This window comes from Halogeometricum sp. CBA1124 (assembly GCF_009741955.1).
Taxonomy (GTDB): Archaea; Halobacteriota; Halobacteria; order Halobacteriales; family Haloferacaceae; genus Halogeometricum; species Halogeometricum rufum.
The window spans coordinates 1-18,042 of sequence record NZ_WPCD01000050.1; the positions used below are offsets into that span (position 1 = coordinate 1).

General features: G+C 67.7%; 17 protein-coding genes and 4 pseudogenes. 11 read left to right on the plus strand and 10 right to left on the minus strand.

All coding sequences use genetic code 11. The annotated features are described in order from the left end of the window. Window positions 1–152: 152 nt before the first annotated feature. On the minus strand, window positions 153–374 hold the full coding sequence (locus GJ632_RS08715) for a hypothetical protein (protein ID WP_191452704.1): 222 nt from the start codon (window positions 372–374) through the stop codon (window positions 153–155). A 111-nt stretch (window positions 375–485) separates the two neighbouring features. Beyond that, window positions 486–863, minus strand: coding sequence for a RidA family protein (locus tag GJ632_RS08720; protein ID WP_089810218.1), 378 nt, complete (start codon window positions 861–863; stop codon window positions 486–488). A 230-nt stretch (window positions 864–1,093) separates the two neighbouring features. On the opposite strand from GJ632_RS08720, the gene GJ632_RS08725 reads away from it, so the two are divergent. Then, on the plus strand, window positions 1,094–1,813 hold the full coding sequence (locus GJ632_RS08725) for a helix-turn-helix domain-containing protein (protein ID WP_191452705.1): 720 nt from the start codon (window positions 1,094–1,096) through the stop codon (window positions 1,811–1,813). 88 nt (window positions 1,814–1,901) lie between these two features. Further along, window positions 1,902–2,937 (plus strand): annotated as a pseudogene (locus tag GJ632_RS08730) (zinc-dependent alcohol dehydrogenase family protein). Window positions 2,938–2,953: 16 nt separating this feature from the next. On the opposite strand, the gene GJ632_RS08735 reads toward GJ632_RS08730, so the two are convergent. Then, window positions 2,954–3,229, minus strand: coding sequence for a HalOD1 output domain-containing protein (locus tag GJ632_RS08735; protein WP_089810212.1), 276 nt, complete (start codon window positions 3,227–3,229; stop codon window positions 2,954–2,956). A 357-nt stretch (window positions 3,230–3,586) separates the two neighbouring features. On the opposite strand from GJ632_RS08735, the gene GJ632_RS08740 reads away from it, so the two are divergent. Next, window positions 3,587–3,769 carry an HVO_2142 family zinc finger protein gene (locus GJ632_RS08740; protein ID WP_191452706.1) on the plus strand — a complete coding sequence of 61 codons (183 nt, stop codon included), beginning with the start codon at window positions 3,587–3,589 and terminating at the stop codon, window positions 3,767–3,769. Window positions 3,770–3,896: 127 nt separating this feature from the next. Here GJ632_RS08740 and GJ632_RS08745 read toward each other — a convergent pair whose 3' ends face one another. From GJ632_RS08745 to GJ632_RS23345, 5 genes and pseudogenes are all read right to left on the minus strand, one after another. Beyond that, the gene (locus tag GJ632_RS08745) at window positions 3,897–4,214 is read right to left on the minus strand and encodes a halocyanin domain-containing protein (RefSeq protein WP_394351791.1); all 318 of its coding nucleotides are present in this window, start codon (window positions 4,212–4,214) and stop codon (window positions 3,897–3,899) included. Window positions 4,215–4,490: 276 nt separating this feature from the next. Then, window positions 4,491–5,147, minus strand: a complete 657-nt coding sequence (locus tag GJ632_RS08750) for a hypothetical protein (RefSeq protein ID WP_191452708.1) — start codon at window positions 5,145–5,147, stop codon at window positions 4,491–4,493. Continuing rightward, a complete protein-coding gene (locus GJ632_RS08755) occupies window positions 5,147–5,674 on the minus strand; it encodes a GAF domain-containing protein (protein WP_191452709.1) in 528 nt (175 codons plus the stop codon). The genes GJ632_RS08750 and GJ632_RS08755 overlap by 1 nt, the downstream gene beginning before the upstream one ends. Then, window positions 5,671–6,027 carry a response regulator gene (locus GJ632_RS08760; RefSeq protein ID WP_191452710.1) on the minus strand — a complete coding sequence of 119 codons (357 nt, stop codon included), beginning with the start codon at window positions 6,025–6,027 and terminating at the stop codon, window positions 5,671–5,673. The genes GJ632_RS08755 and GJ632_RS08760 overlap by 4 nt, the downstream gene beginning before the upstream one ends. 1,104 nt (window positions 6,028–7,131) lie before the next feature. Next, window positions 7,132–7,359 (minus strand): annotated as a pseudogene (locus tag GJ632_RS23345) (sulfite oxidase-like oxidoreductase); the annotation flags it as partial. Window positions 7,360–7,721: 362 nt separating this feature from the next. Here GJ632_RS23345 and GJ632_RS08770 point away from each other — a divergent pair. The 3 genes and pseudogenes from GJ632_RS08770 to GJ632_RS08780 all read left to right on the plus strand — a co-directional run bounded on the left by GJ632_RS08770 (window position 7,722) and on the right by GJ632_RS08780 (window position 9,668). Beyond that, window positions 7,722–8,027 carry a cupin domain-containing protein gene (locus GJ632_RS08770; protein ID WP_089810199.1) on the plus strand — a complete coding sequence of 102 codons (306 nt, stop codon included), beginning with the start codon at window positions 7,722–7,724 and terminating at the stop codon, window positions 8,025–8,027. A 131-nt stretch (window positions 8,028–8,158) separates the two neighbouring features. Further along, entirely contained in the window at window positions 8,159–8,467 is a 309-nt protein-coding gene (locus tag GJ632_RS08775) for an Htur_1727 family rSAM-partnered candidate RiPP (protein ID WP_089810197.1), read from the plus strand. Next, window positions 8,464–9,668, plus strand: a pseudogene (locus GJ632_RS08780) (TIGR04347 family pseudo-SAM/SPASM protein). Before GJ632_RS08775 ends, GJ632_RS08780 begins: the two are co-directional and overlap by 4 nt. Window positions 9,669–9,692: 24 nt before the next feature. Here GJ632_RS08780 and GJ632_RS08785 read toward each other — a convergent pair. Beyond that, window positions 9,693–9,848, minus strand: coding sequence for a hypothetical protein (locus GJ632_RS08785; protein WP_191452711.1), 156 nt, complete (start codon window positions 9,846–9,848; stop codon window positions 9,693–9,695). 114 nt (window positions 9,849–9,962) lie between these two features. Beyond that, window positions 9,963–10,538: a helix-turn-helix domain-containing protein gene (locus GJ632_RS08790; protein WP_231751425.1), complete on the minus strand. Its 576-nt coding sequence runs from the start codon at window positions 10,536–10,538 to the stop codon at window positions 9,963–9,965. Between the two features lie 354 nt (window positions 10,539–10,892). On the opposite strand from GJ632_RS08790, the gene GJ632_RS08795 reads away from it, so the two are divergent. The 5 genes and pseudogenes from GJ632_RS08795 (at window position 10,893) to GJ632_RS08815 (ending at window position 17,929) form a co-directional block, all read left to right on the plus strand. Then, window positions 10,893–11,471 (plus strand): hypothetical protein, encoded by a 579-nt coding sequence (locus GJ632_RS08795; RefSeq protein ID WP_089810190.1) that lies wholly within the window; start codon window positions 10,893–10,895, stop codon window positions 11,469–11,471. Continuing rightward, a pseudogene (locus GJ632_RS08800) lies at window positions 11,468–12,123 on the plus strand (ubiquinol-cytochrome c reductase iron-sulfur subunit). The gene GJ632_RS08795 and the pseudogene GJ632_RS08800 overlap by 4 nt, the downstream one beginning before the upstream one ends. After that, a complete protein-coding gene (locus GJ632_RS08805) occupies window positions 12,123–13,589 on the plus strand; it encodes a cytochrome bc complex cytochrome b subunit (RefSeq protein WP_191452713.1) in 1,467 nt (488 codons plus the stop codon). The pseudogene GJ632_RS08800 and the gene GJ632_RS08805 overlap by 1 nt, the downstream one beginning before the upstream one ends. Window positions 13,590–13,952: 363 nt before the next feature. Next, entirely contained in the window at window positions 13,953–16,856 is a 2,904-nt protein-coding gene (locus GJ632_RS08810; RefSeq protein ID WP_197427952.1) for a molybdopterin-dependent oxidoreductase, read from the plus strand. Beyond that, on the plus strand, window positions 16,853–17,929 hold the full coding sequence (locus GJ632_RS08815; protein ID WP_089810180.1) for a 4Fe-4S dicluster domain-containing protein: 1,077 nt from the start codon (window positions 16,853–16,855) through the stop codon (window positions 17,927–17,929). Before GJ632_RS08810 ends, GJ632_RS08815 begins: the two co-directional genes overlap by 4 nt. The last annotated feature ends 113 nt before the right edge of the window (window positions 17,930–18,042 follow it).

The following is an 18,042-nucleotide window of genomic DNA, read 5'->3' on the forward strand; positions in this document are numbered from 1 at the left end:
GCGACCGAGCGAACGCACGCACCGCGGCCGAGAGCGACGGGAACTCCACGAACAGTCGCTCGCCCGTCGAACTGACGTCGACGGGGCGGCCGTCGACGCTGAGCGTCAGGTCGGTCTGGACCGTCAGCGGCGCCCGAGCCTCCGTCTCGCTGTCACTCACGCTCTCGGGTCGTGATGCGGACGGTCCCGTCGAGTCGCCAGTGGGCGTGCTCGGCGTCTTCGCCCGTCCCGCTCGGGACGTCCACCTCCATCTCTTCGAAGTCGTACACTATCTCCGCCCCGCGGCCGGTCAGACGGTCGTACAGACCGATCGCCAGGTCCGGCCACGTCGTCGTCTCGTCGATTCGGTCTTCGGGGGTGGCTGAATCAGCCATACCGGAGATAGGTGTGAACTCAGTTATATGTTCGCCCGATAGGGTGATTGAGATACGGCCCTCTAAGCTTCTCGTGCCCGACGAGTGTCGGTGCTCGAATAGTAAGAACTCTTACCGTTCGACGGCCGTCGCCTCTATCTGCACGGCGGCGTCGCCCGGCAGGTCCGCGACGCCGACGACGGTCATCGCCGGTCGGCGCTCCTCGAAGTAGCGCTCGTACGCCGCCTCGATGTCGTCGACGCGGTCCGCGTCGGTGGTGTATACGGTCGTTCGAAGCACGTCGTCCATCTCCACGCCCGCCCGAACGACGGCGGTTTCGACGCGTTCGAGGGCGTCGACGGTCTGCTCCCCGACTGTCAATCCGTCCGCGTGCGCCCGCCGCGGGAACTTCCCGTCGAAGAAGACGAGTTGGATATTCCGCTTCCTGACGCCGTACCCCGCCGTCGCCTTGAGATGGTCGCTCTCGTATCGCGTCACGTCGCCGTTCATGTGCGCGCCTCCCGAGATTGCGGAGAAACGACGGTTCCGTGACGGTGCGGCGTCTCCGAACGGGGTGTCCTCTGACTCACAGTCGTCGTTTTGGGCCCTCGTATATCGACCTGTCGTTAGCAGATGCCAACTCTCGTGAAGCGACTCCAAACGTCTTACCGCGGCTTCACCGCAGTTCTGCCGAGCCGATTAGTATACGCTAAAGTGAATGGACTTCGACCGTCGCGTAGATGCGAGAGTTCGAGTTCACCGTCACCTTCGAACCGGGGGCCGACGACCTGATGGACGTCTTCTCCGAGTATCCGTCGCTGTCGGCCCGTTCCTCGACGTGTTTCACCACGGACGACCGGATGTGGCGCATCGACCACGTGAAGGGCGAACGCGAGGCCCTCGACGCGTTCGACGACGTGTTCCTGGACGAACGGCGCTGCAACGAGTGCTTCGACGTCGTGAACTGCGATACGACGCGCACGTACCACGTCCTCGACCGGAAGGCGAACTCGCGGACGGTGTACACCGACCGGCGGGAGGTACACCGCTGTCACTCCATCCCGCACCACGTCACCGACCACCTCGGCGACGGCGTCGTCTTCGAGTCTCGCCGGACGCGGGGGGAGTACCGGTGGCGCATCCTCTACCCCGGGGAACGGGCCATCGGCGACCTGTACGACGACATCGAGTCGAACCTCCGCGACGGCCTCGAACTCGAAGTCTCCCACCTCTCGCGGGCCGGCAACTGGGACGTGGACTCGCGCGCCGCCGCGCAGTTGTCGCCGGCCCACTGGGAGGTGCTCGAAGCGGCCGTCGAACACGGGTACTACGACCGTCCTCGTGACGTGACCGTCGCCGAGTTGGCGTCGGTGCTGGACGTGCCGCGTTCGACCGTCCAGTACCGTCTGCGGACGGCGGAGGACCTCATCGTCGAACAGTTCGTCGAGTCGGCGCTCTGAGCGCGGACGGCCAACGACGTCCCGTCGGCCGTGCGAAGCGGTCTCCGCCGTCGAGAACCTTTTTCCGCCCGTCGCATCCACCTGGACTATGCGCGCAGCAGTCTACTACGGTCCCGAAGACATCCGCGTCGAGTCCGTGCCCGACCCCGAACTCGCCTCACCGACGGAACGCTCGTCCGCGTGACGCACACCGCCGTCTGCGGCTCCGACCTCTGGTTCTACCGCGGCGAGAGCGACCGCGAGGAGGGCTCTCGCGTCGGTCACGAACCGATGGGCATCGTCGAGGAAGTCGGCGACGACGTTCGGTCCGTCGAACCCGGCGACCGGGTGTTCGCGCCGTTCACCATCAGTTGCGGCTACTGCGAGTTCTGTCGGAAGGGGCTCCACACCTCCTGCGTCAACGGCGACTCGTGGGGTGGCGAGAACGGCGGCGGACAGGGCGAGTACGTCCGCTGTCCCCACGCCGACGGAACGCTCGTCCGCGTCCCCGACCGACACGCGGACGACGAGGACACGCTGGAGGCGTTGATGCCGCTGACCGAGTGATGGGAACGGGCCACCACGCCGCCGTCAGCGCCGGCGTCGAAGCCGGTTCGACCTGCGCCGTCGTCGGCGACGGTGCCGTCGGCCTCTGCGGCGTCCTCGCGGCGCGGCGACTCGGTGCGGAGCGCATCGTCGCCATCGGCCACCACGAGGGCCGACTCGACATCGCGGAACGGTTCGGCGCGACGGACCTCGTGACGGCGCGCGGCGACGAGGCGATAGAACGCGTGAACGAGATGACGCACGGCGGCGTGAACCACGTGCTGGAGTGCGTCGGCGCCGCCTCGGCGATGGAGACGGCGACGGGCGTCTGCCGTCCCGGCGGCACCGTCGGTTACGTCGGCGTCCCGCACGGGATGGAGGGCGGCCTCGACGTGTTCGACTTCTTCGGCGACAACATCTCGCTCCGCGGCGGCGTCGCTCCGGTGCGCGCCTACGCGGAGGAACTGATGGCCGACGTGCTACAGGGGACGCTCGACCCCTCGCCCGTGTTCACGGAGACGGTGGACCTCGAGGGCGTGCCCGAGGGCTACCGCGCGATGCACGAACGAGAGGCGGTGAAAGTCCTCGTCAAGCCGTAACCGGCGACTCCGCTCCCTACGCGGGTACCTCGTACGCCACGTCGCCGTCCGAGGTGACCGTCACGCGCCCGCCCTCGTAGTCGAAGGCGATTTCGAACGCCACCTCGCGGTCGCCGTTCAACAACTCCTCGATGGCGTCCGGGTCGGTCACCTGCGACAGCGGTTCCAGTTCCCACGGTTCGCATCCCTTCGCGTCCGCGACGAGGGACGCGATTTCGATGGTCGTCCGTTCGCGTACGCGTGTCGTTCCCGTGGTCCCGCCCGCTCCGTTCGAAGTTGTCGTTTCTGTCATGAGTGGTCTCCTCCGGTCGCGCCCCCGGGCCCTCGCCCCGGCCGACTCCGGGGAGGCGATGACTTCACATCGACGTGACTCCTCGGAGAACATAATACTTCTCTTGAAATTATCGAAATAGATACTGTCTGCTCTGGGCCGTCTGACGGACGACGCCGGCAATCGGTGACCGCTTCGTCGACGTGCCCCGGCCTCGGGCGGCGAGTGGGCCGTGCGGTATGAGATAATATCCGACCGAATTCCACTATAGCAATTAAATACGTCTGCAATCATCGTAAATATCTGTCAGAACGTAGCCGATAGATTAAACTTCGCGTGTGGGGAACGGTCGCACATGGCCATCGACGCCCGCAAGGTGTGCACCGCGAGTGGTGCCCCGACTGCGGCGACGAGATGCTGTTCAGCGGCACTCAGTCCGCCGGCTACGCACAGTACTTCTGTCAAAACTGCCGATACCGACACGACGTCTACGTCGGTGAACCGGCCGTCGAAGCATCGGCTCCCGACGAGCAGGTAACTGCGACGGCCGACCGGTCGTAATCGGTATCGACTCTCCTCCCCGGACGGTCCGACGGCCGACCAGTCGTCCGACCGGTCGGCGGCGTCAGTCGAATCAGAACGGAGTCGACACGAGCGACAGCGCTCCGGTTCCCGCCGCCCGTCCGAGTCACTCGACGACGACGACGCCCTTCATCCCCATCGACCGGTGCGGGGTGCAGACGTACTTGTACGTCCCCTCGCTCTCGAACGCGTGAGAGAACGTCGTCCCCTCCGAACCCGTCAGTTGGCTCTGGAACGAGCCGTCTTCGGCCACGACGTTGTGCGCCCCGCCCCGACCAGTCCACTCCCACGTCACTGTCGTCCCGGGCGAGACGCGGAGGACGGCGGGAGCGAACGCTAGGTAGCCGCCGTTACCCTCCGCGCCGACGCGGACGCGCACCGCGGACTCGCCGGTCAGGTCCGTCAGCGTGTCCGCGCCGGCCACGCCGTTCAGCCAGCCGTCGAACGTCCGGTCGTTCGGTTCGGTCCGACCGGCGGCCGTCGTCGTCGGCGAGTCGGTGGCCGGTTCGGCCGTCTGTGCGCCGCCGTCGCCCGTACAACCGGCGAGCAGTGGTCCACCGACGACGGTGCCGCGATGCCGCCGAGAAATCGACGTCTGCGGATGGGTGCGTCGTTCACAGTCGTTCCCGCCCTACGACCTGTCAGTATATTTGCGTTGCTTTTCCACGCGCGGTGCTGCCGAGACGCGCCGGGCGGCGTCTCAGTCGAGCGACTGCCAGCCGTCGGGTTGGTCGTCCAACCCGGTGACGCGCACCTCCGGACCCGTCGGGCCGTCCCGGAGTTCGACGTGCCCCTGGAACACCATCGAGATGCCTTTCGTGATGTTGTTGCCGGAGCCGAACTCACCCACGTCGGCGTCCGGGTCGATGCCGCAGACGAACACGCCGTCCGCGCGTCGGTTCCGCGAGACGATGTTGTTCAGGAACCGGTAGACGTCACGCATGTCGGACGCAGAGGCGCAGAGCGGCGACACGGCGTACAGCCCGGACCGGAGGCGGTCCGTGCGGTACCCCACGTCGTCCGCGAGGGCGGAGAACTCCATCGAGATGGTGGAGAGGTCGGTGGCGCCGTCGACGGACCGGACGAGTTCCTTCGACCCACGACTCGACTCACAGCCGACGACGCCGGTGGTCTCGTCGTCGTACGCGCCGCCGTGGCGGCGTTGCTCGCGGAGGAACTCGTCGCCGCTGTCCGTGGCGATGCTCACCAGTCCCTCGTCGTCGCCTCGCGGAGCGATGAGTCGGTGGACGAGCGACTGCAGTCCGGCGCTCTCGGGCCCGGAGACGAGGAGGTTCGTCCCCGGTGCGACGGGGTTCAACGGCACGTCGTCGCCGAAAGCGATCGGTTCCGCCGACATCAGTTGTCACCGTCCAGAATCTCGCGGCGAAGTTCGAGTTGTTCCGCCACCTCGTCGGCGAACAGGGCGAACTCGCGCCGTTCCTGTTCGCTCATCGTGTTCGGCTCGTAGTCGATGAGGCACAGCGACCCGATGGTGTGGCCGTCGGGCGTATCGATGTTCGCGCCCGCGTACGCGCGGATGCCGACGCTGTCGAGCATCTCGTTCTCCACGAACCGGTGGTCCGCGAGGATGTCCTCGATGACCGTGACCTGTTCTTCGAGAATTGCGTGCGTGCAGATGGTGTCCTGCCGGTCCGCGGACTCGCCGAGTTCGATACCGTGGCAGGCGAGGAAGTTCTCCTCGTTCTGGTCGATGGTACCGACGAACGCGGCTTCCCATCCGAAGTGGGAGGCGACGAGTTCGGAGATGCGCTCGAACGACGCTCGGAGTTCGAACTCCTCGATGTCGTACTGTTCGAGGGCGGCCAATCGTTCCTCTTCGTCGTCGGGGAGGATGTAGCTGACCTGCGCACGCTGGGTTATCATGTCGCTGACGAGGTCACCCAGTCGCTCCTGGCGTCCGGTGCGCTCTTGCGGAAGTACTCGACGATCATCCCCTCGACCTGCGAGGTGTCGAACGACGACGGACGCTCGTCGGTGTAGAGCACGCACGGCACGTCCGGCGTCGAGTCGCGGACCGCGCGGACCACGTCCATCCCGGTGCCGTCCGATAGGTCGTACTCCGTCACGACGCAGTCCACGCCGTCTCCGAGTTCGTCTCTCACGTCTGCGACGGACGCCGACTCGACGGTGTCCAGTCCCGCATCTGATAACGCGGCCGCCGTCTCTGTTCGCGCTTCGGTATCCGAATCGGCGCACACGACGGTTGCACCGTTCATTCGAGATGAGACCCCAATTTCATGCGTTTCGAACAGAGGACTCGCTACGTAATAGTCCACGCCTCCGATTACCGAAATCGATAACACGAGTCGACGAAGCTCCGGTCGCCGTCGCAACGCCCGGTTGCCTCCTGCACACCGCTGGCGACACGAACTTGCCGCTCGACGGGCGGTTCGGCCCGGGCCGTTCTCCCGTGCGCACAGGAGTCGGTCAGCCGGTTTGCGGCCCGCCGCGGAACGCTGGGAGATAGTGACAACGAGATGTTAGGATGCGCACACTTATCACTCACCGATTCGTTCTAGATATACGAAATGAATCATCGGTGCCATTCGTCGCACGGGTCCGCGCCGGTCGGCGATTCCGAGGCGCGCGAGACGACCGACGGCGGTCGTAGCGCGGAGGGTGGGCTGGAGGCGTTCACGGGGGTGTTCGTCACGCAGTTTCCGCTCCGGTCCGACGGCAGTCTGGTCAGTCGCATCTCGGTCGGAACCGACGACGGGACGCTTCGACGGGTGGTGTTGCCCGACGCGCACTCGGACGAGTTGTACGACCTGCGGACGGGGGCGAAGTACGCTGTCGTCGGCCGAGTCGTTCGGTCGCCGGCCGACCTGTCGCGGGTCGAGACGCCCTGTCCGGGGTGCGGGTCCGAACTCAGAGAGCGCGGGCTGGTGGACGAGTACGAGGCGGTGGCTCGGACGGCCGAACTACTCGAACTCGGCGACTCGTTCCTCGTGTGCGAGGAGATACGTCCGCCTGACGAATCGAACCCTCTCGACGACCGGATGGGCGACGGACCGACCGCGCCGCGCCGACCGCCGGACGAGTTCGTCTGCACGTCGTGCGGCGAGTCGTTCGCGGCGTCCGACCGCCGCGCGGTTCGGTCACGTCCCGACGCCGAACGCGAGGCGGCCGGGGGACGGCCGCTGAGCCGGGGACGCAGCGTCCTCTCCCCGGCCCCTTCGCGCCCCGATTCGACCCGGACAACCCCATCCCCCGGTCGACCCGAACCGCTCTCCGCTCCGAGGGTCGACCGAAGCAAGCGCTCATGGGTTCACGTGGCGTCCGAATCTCGTTCGCGAGAGCGGGCAGCCGACACCGCCGGGTCACGCGTCGGTCTTCTCGTACTCCGGACTGTCGAGGTCGAGATTCTCGTACTCCGTCGGGTCGGCCTCGGGCGGGAGCGAGAGCGCCCGAATCCGCTCGACGCCCTTCACGAACCGCGCGCCGTCGACGCCCGGCGCGACGAACCGCGTCGCGTACGACTCGTCCTCCGCGAGCGCTTCGCCGTCGCGTTCGACGGCGACCAGTCCGCCGATGGCGTCGCCGACGGGGACGCAGGCCGCGTAGCCCGAGTCGCTCTCGAGACGAGGTGCGTCGTCTCCGCCGGGGGCGACGCGCCGTCGAGGAGGTCACCCACGCCGACGCCGCGCCACGTCGCGTCGTATCGGTCGCCCGAGGCGCACGACACGCGCACCCGACCGGTCGTCAGCGTCGCTTCGGTCACGTCGTCGGCGCGCACCGTGTGCTGACGCTCGCCGACGACGGTGATTCCCCAGTCGGCCGTCGGTGCCTGAGCCATGTTCGGCACGTTGGCGCTCCAGTCCTATCACGGCGACGGTCGACGACGACCGCCCGAAGACGTTCGGGGGAACGTTCAGCCCGTCTCGGCGGAACGCTCCGAGTACGAACTGCCATGACCGAGATAACCCGCCTTTCGGACCTCGACGCGACGCCGCACGCGAACGTCTTCCCCGGCTCGGAACCGAAGACGGTCCGCCTCTCGCTCGCCGCGGGCGAACGCGTCGATTCGCACCGACACCCCGGCCGGAGCGTCGTCCTCGCCGTCCTCGACGGCGCGCTCGAACTGGACCTCGACGACGAGACGCACGCGCTCGAATCCGGCGACGTGGCGCGGTTCGACGGCGACCGAGCGATTTCGCCCCGGGCGACCGAGCCCAGTACCGCGCTCGTCGTCCTCGCGCCGACCGCGGCCGACTGACTGCTTCGACTCCGTCGGCGCGGACAGAGCCCGGGGAATTGGGCCCGTGTGCTCTTGAAAGCTGGGGCCGAGTGCAATCCGCCGAACATCATCGGGGGAATCGTGGTAGGGCGGCGCTTCCGTTCACCCACATGGTCGAGAAACCGGACCGTCACCGAGTCGGTGACACGCCTCGGGGTGCCGACGACACCGGCGGACGAGAGTGGGAAGTGTTCGTCCGCGGGGACGACGACGACCCACTCCGTCACGTGGGGAGCGTGTCCGCGCCGTCGGCGGACGTCGCTCACGAACAGGCGACGAAACTGTTCGCGTGGTACGCCGACGACCTCTGGCTCTGTCCCGCCGACGCCGTCCGCCGCTACTCGACGCACGACCTCGACGACGACGCCGAGGCGGTGACGCTCGGCACCGGAGACGAGGAGCGAACCCACGAGCTATGATATCGGTCAGCAAACTCCTGTGCGAACTCGACGCCGAGGGCGACGGCCTCCGGTACGACGCGGCGTCGGAGTCCTCGAAGCCGCAGATAACCGAGGAGAAACAGCGCCGTCCGGTCGTCGTGTGGAACGTGACGAAGCGGTGCAACCTCTACTGCTCGCACTGTTACGCCGGGGCCGACACGGAGAACGCCCCCGGCGAACTCAGCACCGCGGAGGGCAAACGACTGCTGGCGGACCTCGCCGACTACGGCGTGCCGGTCGTCCTCTTCTCCGGCGGGGAACCGCTGGTCCGCGACGACCTGCTGGAACTCGTCTCCCACGCCGACGACCTGGGGATTCGGCCCGTCCTCTCGACGAACGGAACGCTCATCACGCCCGAGAAGGCGCGGCGGTTGCGCGAGGCGGGCCTCCGGTACGCCGGCGTCTCCGTCGACGGCCTCCCCGAGCGAAACGACGCGTTCCGCGGCGCCGAAGGGGCGTTCGACGCCGCGGTGCGCGGAATCAGGGCCTGCCTCGACGCGGGCCTCAAGACAGGGCTCCGCTACACTATCACCGAGTCGAACGCGGAGGACCTGCCCGGCGTGGTCGAGTTACTGCACGACGAGGGCGTCGACCGCTTCTGCTTCTACCACCTCGACTACGGCGGCCGCGGCGCGGGTATCGCCGACGCGGACCTCTCGCCCGCGGCGAAACGCGAGGCGGTGACGCGCGTGTGCGACCTCACGCGCGAGTACCACGAACGCGGCGCGGAAATCGAGACGTTGCTCGTCGGGAACTACGCCGACGCCGCCTACCTCTCGAGTACGCGCGTCGCAACCTCGGGGAGGCGACTGCCGAACGGGTGTACGACTACCTCCGGCGCAACGGCGGCGACCCGACGGGCGAACGCGTGGCCGACGTGGACTATCAGGGCAACGTCCACCTCACGCAGTTCTGGCAGGGATACAGCCTCGGCAACGTCCGCGACCGGTCGTTCGGTGCCATCTGGGACGACGAGACGAACCCGCTGCTCCGGGCGTTGCGAGAGCGACCCGACCGGCTGACCGGTCGGTGCGCCGAGTGTCGCTATCGAGACGTCTGCCGCGGGGCGTCGCGCCTCCGCGCTCTCGCCGCCCACGACGACGTCTTCGCGCCCGACCCGCAGTGTTACCTCCGCGAGGAGGAACGGACGAGTGCGCCGGCCGGCGTCGGCGCAGACTGACCCGTCCGTCGCGCGGCCAGTCTCTTACGCGTCCGTCTCCGACGGCCGGCAGAAGTCGCCGACGCTCGCGGGCGCCTCGCAGAGAACGCAGCCGTGTTCCAGTATCTCGGCTCGAATCTCGCCGCCGACGGCGACGACGCTGTCGCACTCCGGACAGTCGAAGACGAACTGTTTCGCCACGTTCCCTCACCGATATCGAGAGATTTCGCGTCGTCGTCCAAGGCTCTCGACCCCGCATGGTGTGGGAACTCAAGTGCCCGCCGCGACCGGACCGCTCGCGTCCGGGCCGCGGCCTCAGGCTTCGAGGATGCTGTCCAGTAGTTTCGACTGCGCGGCCGAGAGGTGTTCGGCGAACGTCGAGCGATTGATGTCGAGGGCGCCCGCGACTTCGGTCGCGTTGGCGTCTTTCGGGTGGGCGAAGTAGCCCATCCGGTGGGCCGTCGTGAGCACTTCGCGCTGTCGGGCGGTGAGCGACTCCCGGTCGAGGAGGACCAGGTCGTCGCTCCCGTCGGGGTCACGCGAACGGGTGAGACGACGCAGCGACACGTCCGGGAACTGCTCTCTGAGGTCGAGTACTATCCCCCGGAGGTGGTCGACGTCCCGAGCGACGAACAGGAGGACGACGGCGCCGTCGGTGGTCCGGAAGGACTGGACCGGACAGCCCCTGCACTCGACGAACTCGCACGGACAGGCCGGCGTCGTGCCCGCTTCGCACTCGAACCGGTAGACGGCGGTGTCACCGTACCGGAACACCTCGTCTGCGTCCTCGAACTCGGCGTCAGCGTCCGCGCGGAAGTCCACCGTGACGGTGTCGTCCGCGGGTATCGTCGAGCGCGATATCTCCGATATATCCGTCTCCCTGTCCGCCATGTTCCCGATTCGACAGGCGGAACAGCTGACGATTTCCACCTCCGCGTGTACTCCTCGGGCCGTCATACTACGGGCTAGTATTCCGAACTGGCTTTGCATTTTCCCGTACATGTTCGCCTGACCGTCCGACGTTCGCGAACGTGTCCACCCTCGTACCGTTCTGCGGACTGCACGGCCTCGGCCGACCACGGATAAATCCCCCCCCATCCTATGGTTGGCCGGTTACACCCGTCGGACAGCGTGTTCTACGTAGAGTAGTGAACTCTCACAACAGTCTGTGTCCGGACCGGCGGCGTTCGCCGGGTCGGACGAACGGCGGTGAGTCGGGCGGTGTCCGTGGCGAGGTGAGACGCCGTGCGGCGTGAGACGGCCGTCGTCGTCCTCCTCGTCGTGGCCGTCCTCCTGCCGATGTGGTTCGTCGCGCTTCACGGCGAACCGCCGAGCGAGGAGGTGGAGATAGACCAGAGCGTGACCGAGATGCGGCCGCTTCAGGAACTCGTCGACACGCCGAACAAACTCGCGCCCAGTCAGGTCGGGGTCATCGTCTGGGTCGCCCTGTTCGGTTTGCTCGCCGTCCTCGCCGCAGTCCATCGGTTCATGGACTCCGCGGTGCGACCGGACGACCCGAGCGACGCCGCCGTCGCGGACGGCGGACGGGTCGGCTTGCCCTGGTTCCGGACCGACGACCGGTGGGTCGTCCAGTACCACGACGCCTCGGACGCCGCGGAGGGCATCTTGGCGATGGGCGGGCTGACCATCCTCGCCATCGTCTTCGCCGCACTGTTCACCGGCGAGTACCTCACGCTCGCGCGGACCCAGTACTTCGGCGTCTACGCGACGGGCATGTTCGTCTCGCTGGCGCTGTTGACCGTCGCGTACTACGCGTGGTTCCTCCCGCACGTCGAAGTCGCCGAACGGAGGGGCCACCGATGACCGGCGGTCACGGCGGAGACGACGCGAGGGCGTGCGAGGACTGCTGTTCGGACTGCCCGGACGGCGGCGACCCACACCACCCGAGCATCTTCACGGACGACCGGGCGGTGGCGCGCCGCGACTACGCGAAAGTGCTCGCCACCGTCGGCGGCCTGACGGCCGTGGCGAGTCTCGCCGCCCCGCTGGCAGGCCTGACGCGGGTGTCGAGCGGTCGTACACGGGCCCCGTCTACTCCGACGGCATCTACCTCGTGGACGGCGAGGGCGAACGCGTCACCGAGTCCGCACTCGCCGAGGGCGAGCGAACGACGGTGTTCCCCGAACCCCGTCCCGGCATCGAGCGAGCGCCGACGTTGCTCGTCAGACACCCCGAGGACGCCTACGGCGGCGACACGAAACTGGAGTTCACCGTCGCCGGCTACGCCGCGTACTCGAAAGTCTGCACGCACGCGGGCTGTATGGTGTCGAACGAGGAGGGCGAGACGCTCGTCTGCCCGTGTCACTTCGGGAAGTTCGACCCCACCGCGGGGGCGAAAGTCGTCGGCGGCCCGCCGCCGCGTGCCCTCCCGCAGTTACCCATCACGCTCTCGAACGACGGCTACCTCGTCGCCACGGGCGACTTCGAGGGCCCCGTCGGGGCGGGTGGTGAGTGATGTCCCGCACGGACCGACTCGCCGAACGGGCGGGCGACGCCGGGCGGCGGACGTACGACTGGCTGGACAGCCGATTCGACCTCGACACCGGACGGACGTTCCTCGGGAAGGCGTTCCCCGCCGAGGACTCGTTCCTGCTCGGCGAGGTGGCGCTGTTCTGCTTCCTCGTCCTCGTCCTGACGGGGATGTTCCTCGGGATGTTCTTCGAGCCCTCGACCAGCGACGTGGAGTACGAGGGCAGCGTCGCGGCGTTCCAGGGCGAGGAGGTGCCCGAGGCGTTCGCCAGCGTCCTGCACATCACCTACGACATCCCGTTCGGGATGTTCATCCGGCGGATGCACCACTGGGCGGCGCACCTGTTCGTCGCCTCCATCGGCTTGCACATGCTCCGCGTGTTCTTCACCGGGGCGTACCGCAACCCGCGCGAACCGAACTGGGTCGTCGGCACCGGCCTCGCCGGGTTGGCGATGGGCGCGGCGTACACGGGGTACGCGCTCCCGTTCGACGAGTTCGCCGCGACGGCGACGGGCATCGGCTACAATCTCGCCACCTCCGTCCCAGTCGTCGGCGGCGTCGTCGGGAAGGTGGTGTTCGGCGGGGAGTTCCCCTCCAGCGCGACCATCCCGCGACTGTACTTCCTCCACGTGCTCGTCATCCCGGCGGCCATCGCCGTCCTGCTGGCGATACACATGGCGATTCTCGTCAGACAGAAGCACACCGAGGCCCCCCGAGACGACGACGTTCGCGGACCGTCGCCGCCGCACGACGCGCGGGAGACTGCCGCCGCGAGCGACGGCGGCACCGAGGCGGCCGTCGCGCGCGAGGACGACAGCGTCGTCGTCGGCCTCCCGGCATTCCCGAATCAGGCGGCCGTCAGCGCGGTCGTGTTCTTCCTGACATTGGCGACGCTGGCGACGCTGGGCGGGTTCTTCCCGGTCCACAACATCGCGGAGTACGGGCCGAACGACCCCGCGGGGACGCCGGAACTCATCATGCCGGACTGGTTCCTGATGTGGGTGTACGGCTTCCTGAAGCTCCTCCCGTCGTGGATGAGCTTCACGATACCCGTCGTCGGCGTCCACGTCTCGACGGAGTTCGTCGGCGGCGTGTTGCTCCCGACGCTGGTGTTCGGCGCCGTCGCCGTCTGGCCGTTCGTGGACTACCACGAGCGACAGGTCCACTTCACCGCGGACCCGCTGGACCGACCGTGGCAGACGGCCGTCGGCGTCGCGGCGATTCAGTTCATCATGATCGCCTCCATCGCGGGGATGAACAACCTGCTGGCGCGGGCGCTGAACGTCGGCACCGGCGTCGTGAACCCGATTCTCACCGTCGCGCTGTTGGTCGTCCCGGCCGCGTCGGGACTGCTGACGTACCGCCTCCTGCGAGACGACGACGCGAGCGGGGAATCGAGCGACGCGACTGCGGACGACGCCGCCGACTCCTCGGAGGTGGGGGGTCGATGACGGCGTCGCAGACGAGGCGTCGCCCGGCGGCCTCGAACTGTCGGCGCGGACGTATCGGCACCTCGACCGCGCGAGCAAACTCCTCGGCGTCGGACTCGTCGCCCTCGGTCTGCAGACGGGGGGCGACACCGTCGCGGGAGTCGCACTCGGCGCGGTCGGCGCGGTACTGGCACTGACGACGGTCTTCGTACGGAGAGCCGAATGAACCGAGACGACCCCTCACACACCGAGCAGACGACCGACGCATCGAGCGACGAACGAGCGGACGAGCGCGGAGCGGACCGTGACCGACCCTGCGCCGACCGGCGGCCCGACGAGAGACGCCGGTCCGACGAGGAACGCCGGACGGACGGCGGCCAGCGGATGGACGACGACCGGCGACCGACCGACGGGGCCGCGGACGGCCCCGCCGTCGGCGACCCGGCGGGCACCGACGTCCCCGTCTCCCGCCGCGGGTTCCTGAAGGGCGTGGGCCTCGCCTCCGTCCTCGGCGTCGGGTCCGCGTCGGCGTCGGACGACTCGCTGTTCGCGATGGACGGCCTCCGACCGGTGGACGACCCCATCGGCGACTACCCCTATCGCGACTGGGAGGACCTCTACCGCGAGCAGTGGGACTGGGACTCGGTCGCCCGGTCGACGCACAGCGTCAACTGCACGGGCAGTTGCTCGTGGAACGTCTACGTGAAGAACGGACAGGTGTGGCGCGAGGAACAGGCCGGCGACTACCCCCGCTTCGACGAGTCCGTGCCGGACCCGAACCCGCGCGGGTGCCAGAAGGGGGCCTGCTACACCGACTACGTCAACGCCGAACAGCGCATCAAACACCCCCTCAAGCGCGTCGGCGAACGCGGCGAGGGGAAGTGGCAGCGCATCTCGTGGGACGACGCGCTCACCGAGATAGCCGAACACGTGGTCGAGGAGGTGCAGGCGGGCCGGTACGACGCCATCAGCGGCTTCACGCCGATTCCGGCGATGAGTCCCGTCTCGTTCGCCGGCGGGTCGCGCCTCGTCAACCTCCTTGGCGGGGTCAGCCACTCCTTCTACGACTGGTACTCCGACCTGCCGCCGGGCCAACCCATCACGTGGGGCACGCAGACGGACAACGCCGAGAGCGCCGACTGGTACAACGCCGACTACATCATCGCGTGGGGGTCGAACATCAACGTCACGCGCATCCCCGACGCGAAGTACTTCCTCGAAGCGGGCTACGACGGGACGAAACGCGTCGGCGTGTTCACCGACTACTCGCAGACGGCCATCCACACCGACGAGTGGCTGAGTCCCGACCCCGGCACCGACACGGCCCTCGCTCTCGGGATGGCGCAGACCATCGTTCGCGAGGAACTGTACGACGAGGCGCACCTGAAGGAGCAGACGGACGTGCCCCTCCTCGTCCGCGAGGACACGGGCAAGTTCCTCCGCGCGAGCGACGTTCCCGCCGTCAGCACGGACGCCGACCGTCCCGAGTGGATGCTCCTGATGCTCGACGCCGAGGGGACCCTCCGCGAGGCGCCCGGGTCGCTGGGCGAACGCGACGGCCAGAAGGACTACTCGAAGTCCATCGAACTCGACTTCGACCCGCGACTCGACGCGGAGACGACGGTGCGGACGACGGACGGTCCGGTGCAGGTCCGGACGGTGTGGAACGAACTCCGCGAGGAACTCTCGCAGTACGACCCCGAGACGGTCCACGAGACGACGGGCGTCGGCCGGGAGACGTACCAGCGAGTCGCCCGCGAGTTCGCCGACGTCGACCGCGCGAAGATAATCCACGGCAAGGGGGTCAACGACTGGTATCACAACGACCTCGGCAACCGCGCCATCCAACTGCTCGTCACGCTGACGGGCAACCTCGGTCGGCAGGGGACCGGCCTCGACCACTACGTCGGCCAGGAGAAGATTTGGACGTTCCACGGGTGGAAGACGCTCTCGTTCCCGACGGGAAGCGTCCGCGGCGTGCCGACGACGCTGTGGACGTACTACCACGCCGGCATCCTCGACAACACCGACCCCGACACCGCCGCGAAGATACGCGAGGCCATCGACGAGGGGTGGATGCCCGTCTACCCCGCCGAACGCGAGGACGGGTCCCGCCCCGACCCGACGACGATGTTCGTCTGGCGGGGGAACTACTTCAACCAGGCGAAGGGCAACGTCGCCGTCGAGGAGGAGTTGTGGCCGAAACTCGACCTCGTGGTGGACGTGAACTTCCGCATGGACTCGACGGCGATGTACTCCGACATCGTGCTGCCGACGGCGAGTCACTACGAGAAGCACGACCTGTCGATGACGGACATGCACACGTACGTCCACCCGTTCACGCCCGCGGTGGAACCGCTGGGCGAGTCGAAGACGGACTGGCAGATATTCCGCGAACTCGCCGCGAAGATTCAGGAAGTCGCCACCGAACGCGGCGTCGACCCCGTCCCCGACCGGACGTTCGACCGCGAGATAGACCTCCAGTCGATTCACGACGACTACGTCCGCGACTGGGCCTCCGGCGAGGAGGGGGCACTCGCCGAGGACCGCGCGGCCTGCGAGTATATCCTCGAACACTCCGCGGAGTCGAACCCCGAGGGCACAGACGAGCAGATAACGTTCGCCGACACCGTCGAACAGCCGCAACGACTGCTCGAAGCGGGCGACCACTGGACCTCCGACATCGAGGAGGGGGAGGCGTACGCGCCGTGGAAGGACTTCGTGCAGGACAAGAACCCGTGGCCGACGGTGACGGGCCGCCAGCAGTACTACATCGACCACGACTGGTTCCTCGAACTCGGCGAGCAGTTACCCACGCACAAGGAGGGGCCGACGAACACGGGCGGCGACTACCCGATGGAGTACAACACGCCGCACGGCCGGTGGTCCATCCACTCGACGTGGCGCGACAGCGAGAAGATGCTCCGCCTGCAACGCGGCGAACCGGTCGTCTACCTCCACCCGCAGGACGCGGAGGAACGGGGCATCGAGGACGGCGACACCGTCGAGGTGTTCAACGACCTCGCGTCGGTCGAACTGCAGGCGAAACTCTATCCGAGCAGCCAGCGCGGCACCGCCCGGATGTTCTTCGCGTGGGAGCGGTTCCAGTTCCCCGACGACACGAACTTCAACTCGCTCGTCCCGATGTACATGAAACCGACGCAGTTGGTGCAGTACCCCGAAGACACCGGCGAACACCTGTACTTCTTCCCCAACTACTGGGGACCGACGGGGGTCAACAGCGACGTCCGTGTGGACGTGCGGAAGCCGGGAGGTGACGGCGGATGAGTACCGACGACGGACCGCCTGCGCAGACCGACGGCGAGACGGTTCCCCTCGCCGACGGCGTGGACCACCAGGTGGCGATGGTGATGGACCTGAACAAGTGTATCGGCTGCCAGACGTGTACGGTCGCGTGCAAGTCGCTGTGGACGGAGGGCGGCGGCCGCGACTACATGTACTGGAACAACGTCGAGACGAAACCCGGCGAGGGCTACCCGCGCGACTGGGAGAACTCCGGCGGCGGATGGCAGTCGGACGAACACAGCGAACGCCGACCCGGACAGATACCGTCGCAGGAGGACTACGGCGACGCGTGGGAGTTCAACCACGAGGAGGTGATGTACGACGGCAGCGACAGCCCACTCCGGCCGCAGAGCGACCCCGAGTGGGGGCCGAACTGGGACGAGGACCAGGGGGCGGGCGAGTACCCCAACTCCTACTACTTCTACCTCCCGCGAATCTGCAACCACTGCACGCACCCCTCCTGCGTCGAGGCGTGCCCGCGGAAGGCCATCTACAAGCGCGAGGAGGACGGTATCGTCCTCATCGACCAGGAGCGCTGTCGCGGCTACCGCTACTGCGTCGAGGGCTGTCCGTACAAGAAGGTGTACTACAACGCGACGAAGAAGACGTCCGAGAAGTGCATCTTCTGCTACCCGCGCATCGAGGGTGAGGGCCCCGAGGGCGAGACGTTCGCGCCCGCCTGCGCGGAGGACTGTCCGCCGCAGTTGCGACTCGTCGGGTTCCTCGACGACGAGCAGGGACCCATCCACAAACTCGTCGAGGAGTACGAAGTCGCCCTGCCGCTTCACCCCGAGTACCGCACGCAACCGAACGTCTACTACATTCCGCCGTTCGCGCCGCCGCAGCACTCCGAGGACGGCGAGACGGTGGACGTGGACCGCATCCCCCGAACCTACCTCGAGGAACTGTTCGGCGAGGGGGTCCACGACGCCCTCGACACCATCGAACGGGAACGCGAGAAGGTGGACCGCGGGGGGGAGAGCGAACTGCTCGACATGCTGACCGACACGAATCCGGCGCGGAAGTACCGGCTGGAGGTCTTCGATGACGAGTGAGCCGAGCGACGGGCCGCCGGACTCACCGGACCGACGCGTCGCGGCGTGGGCAGTCGCCGCCGCCTGTCTGGTCGTGGCGACGGCGCTCCTCGGCCCGGCGACGGTGTCGGCGC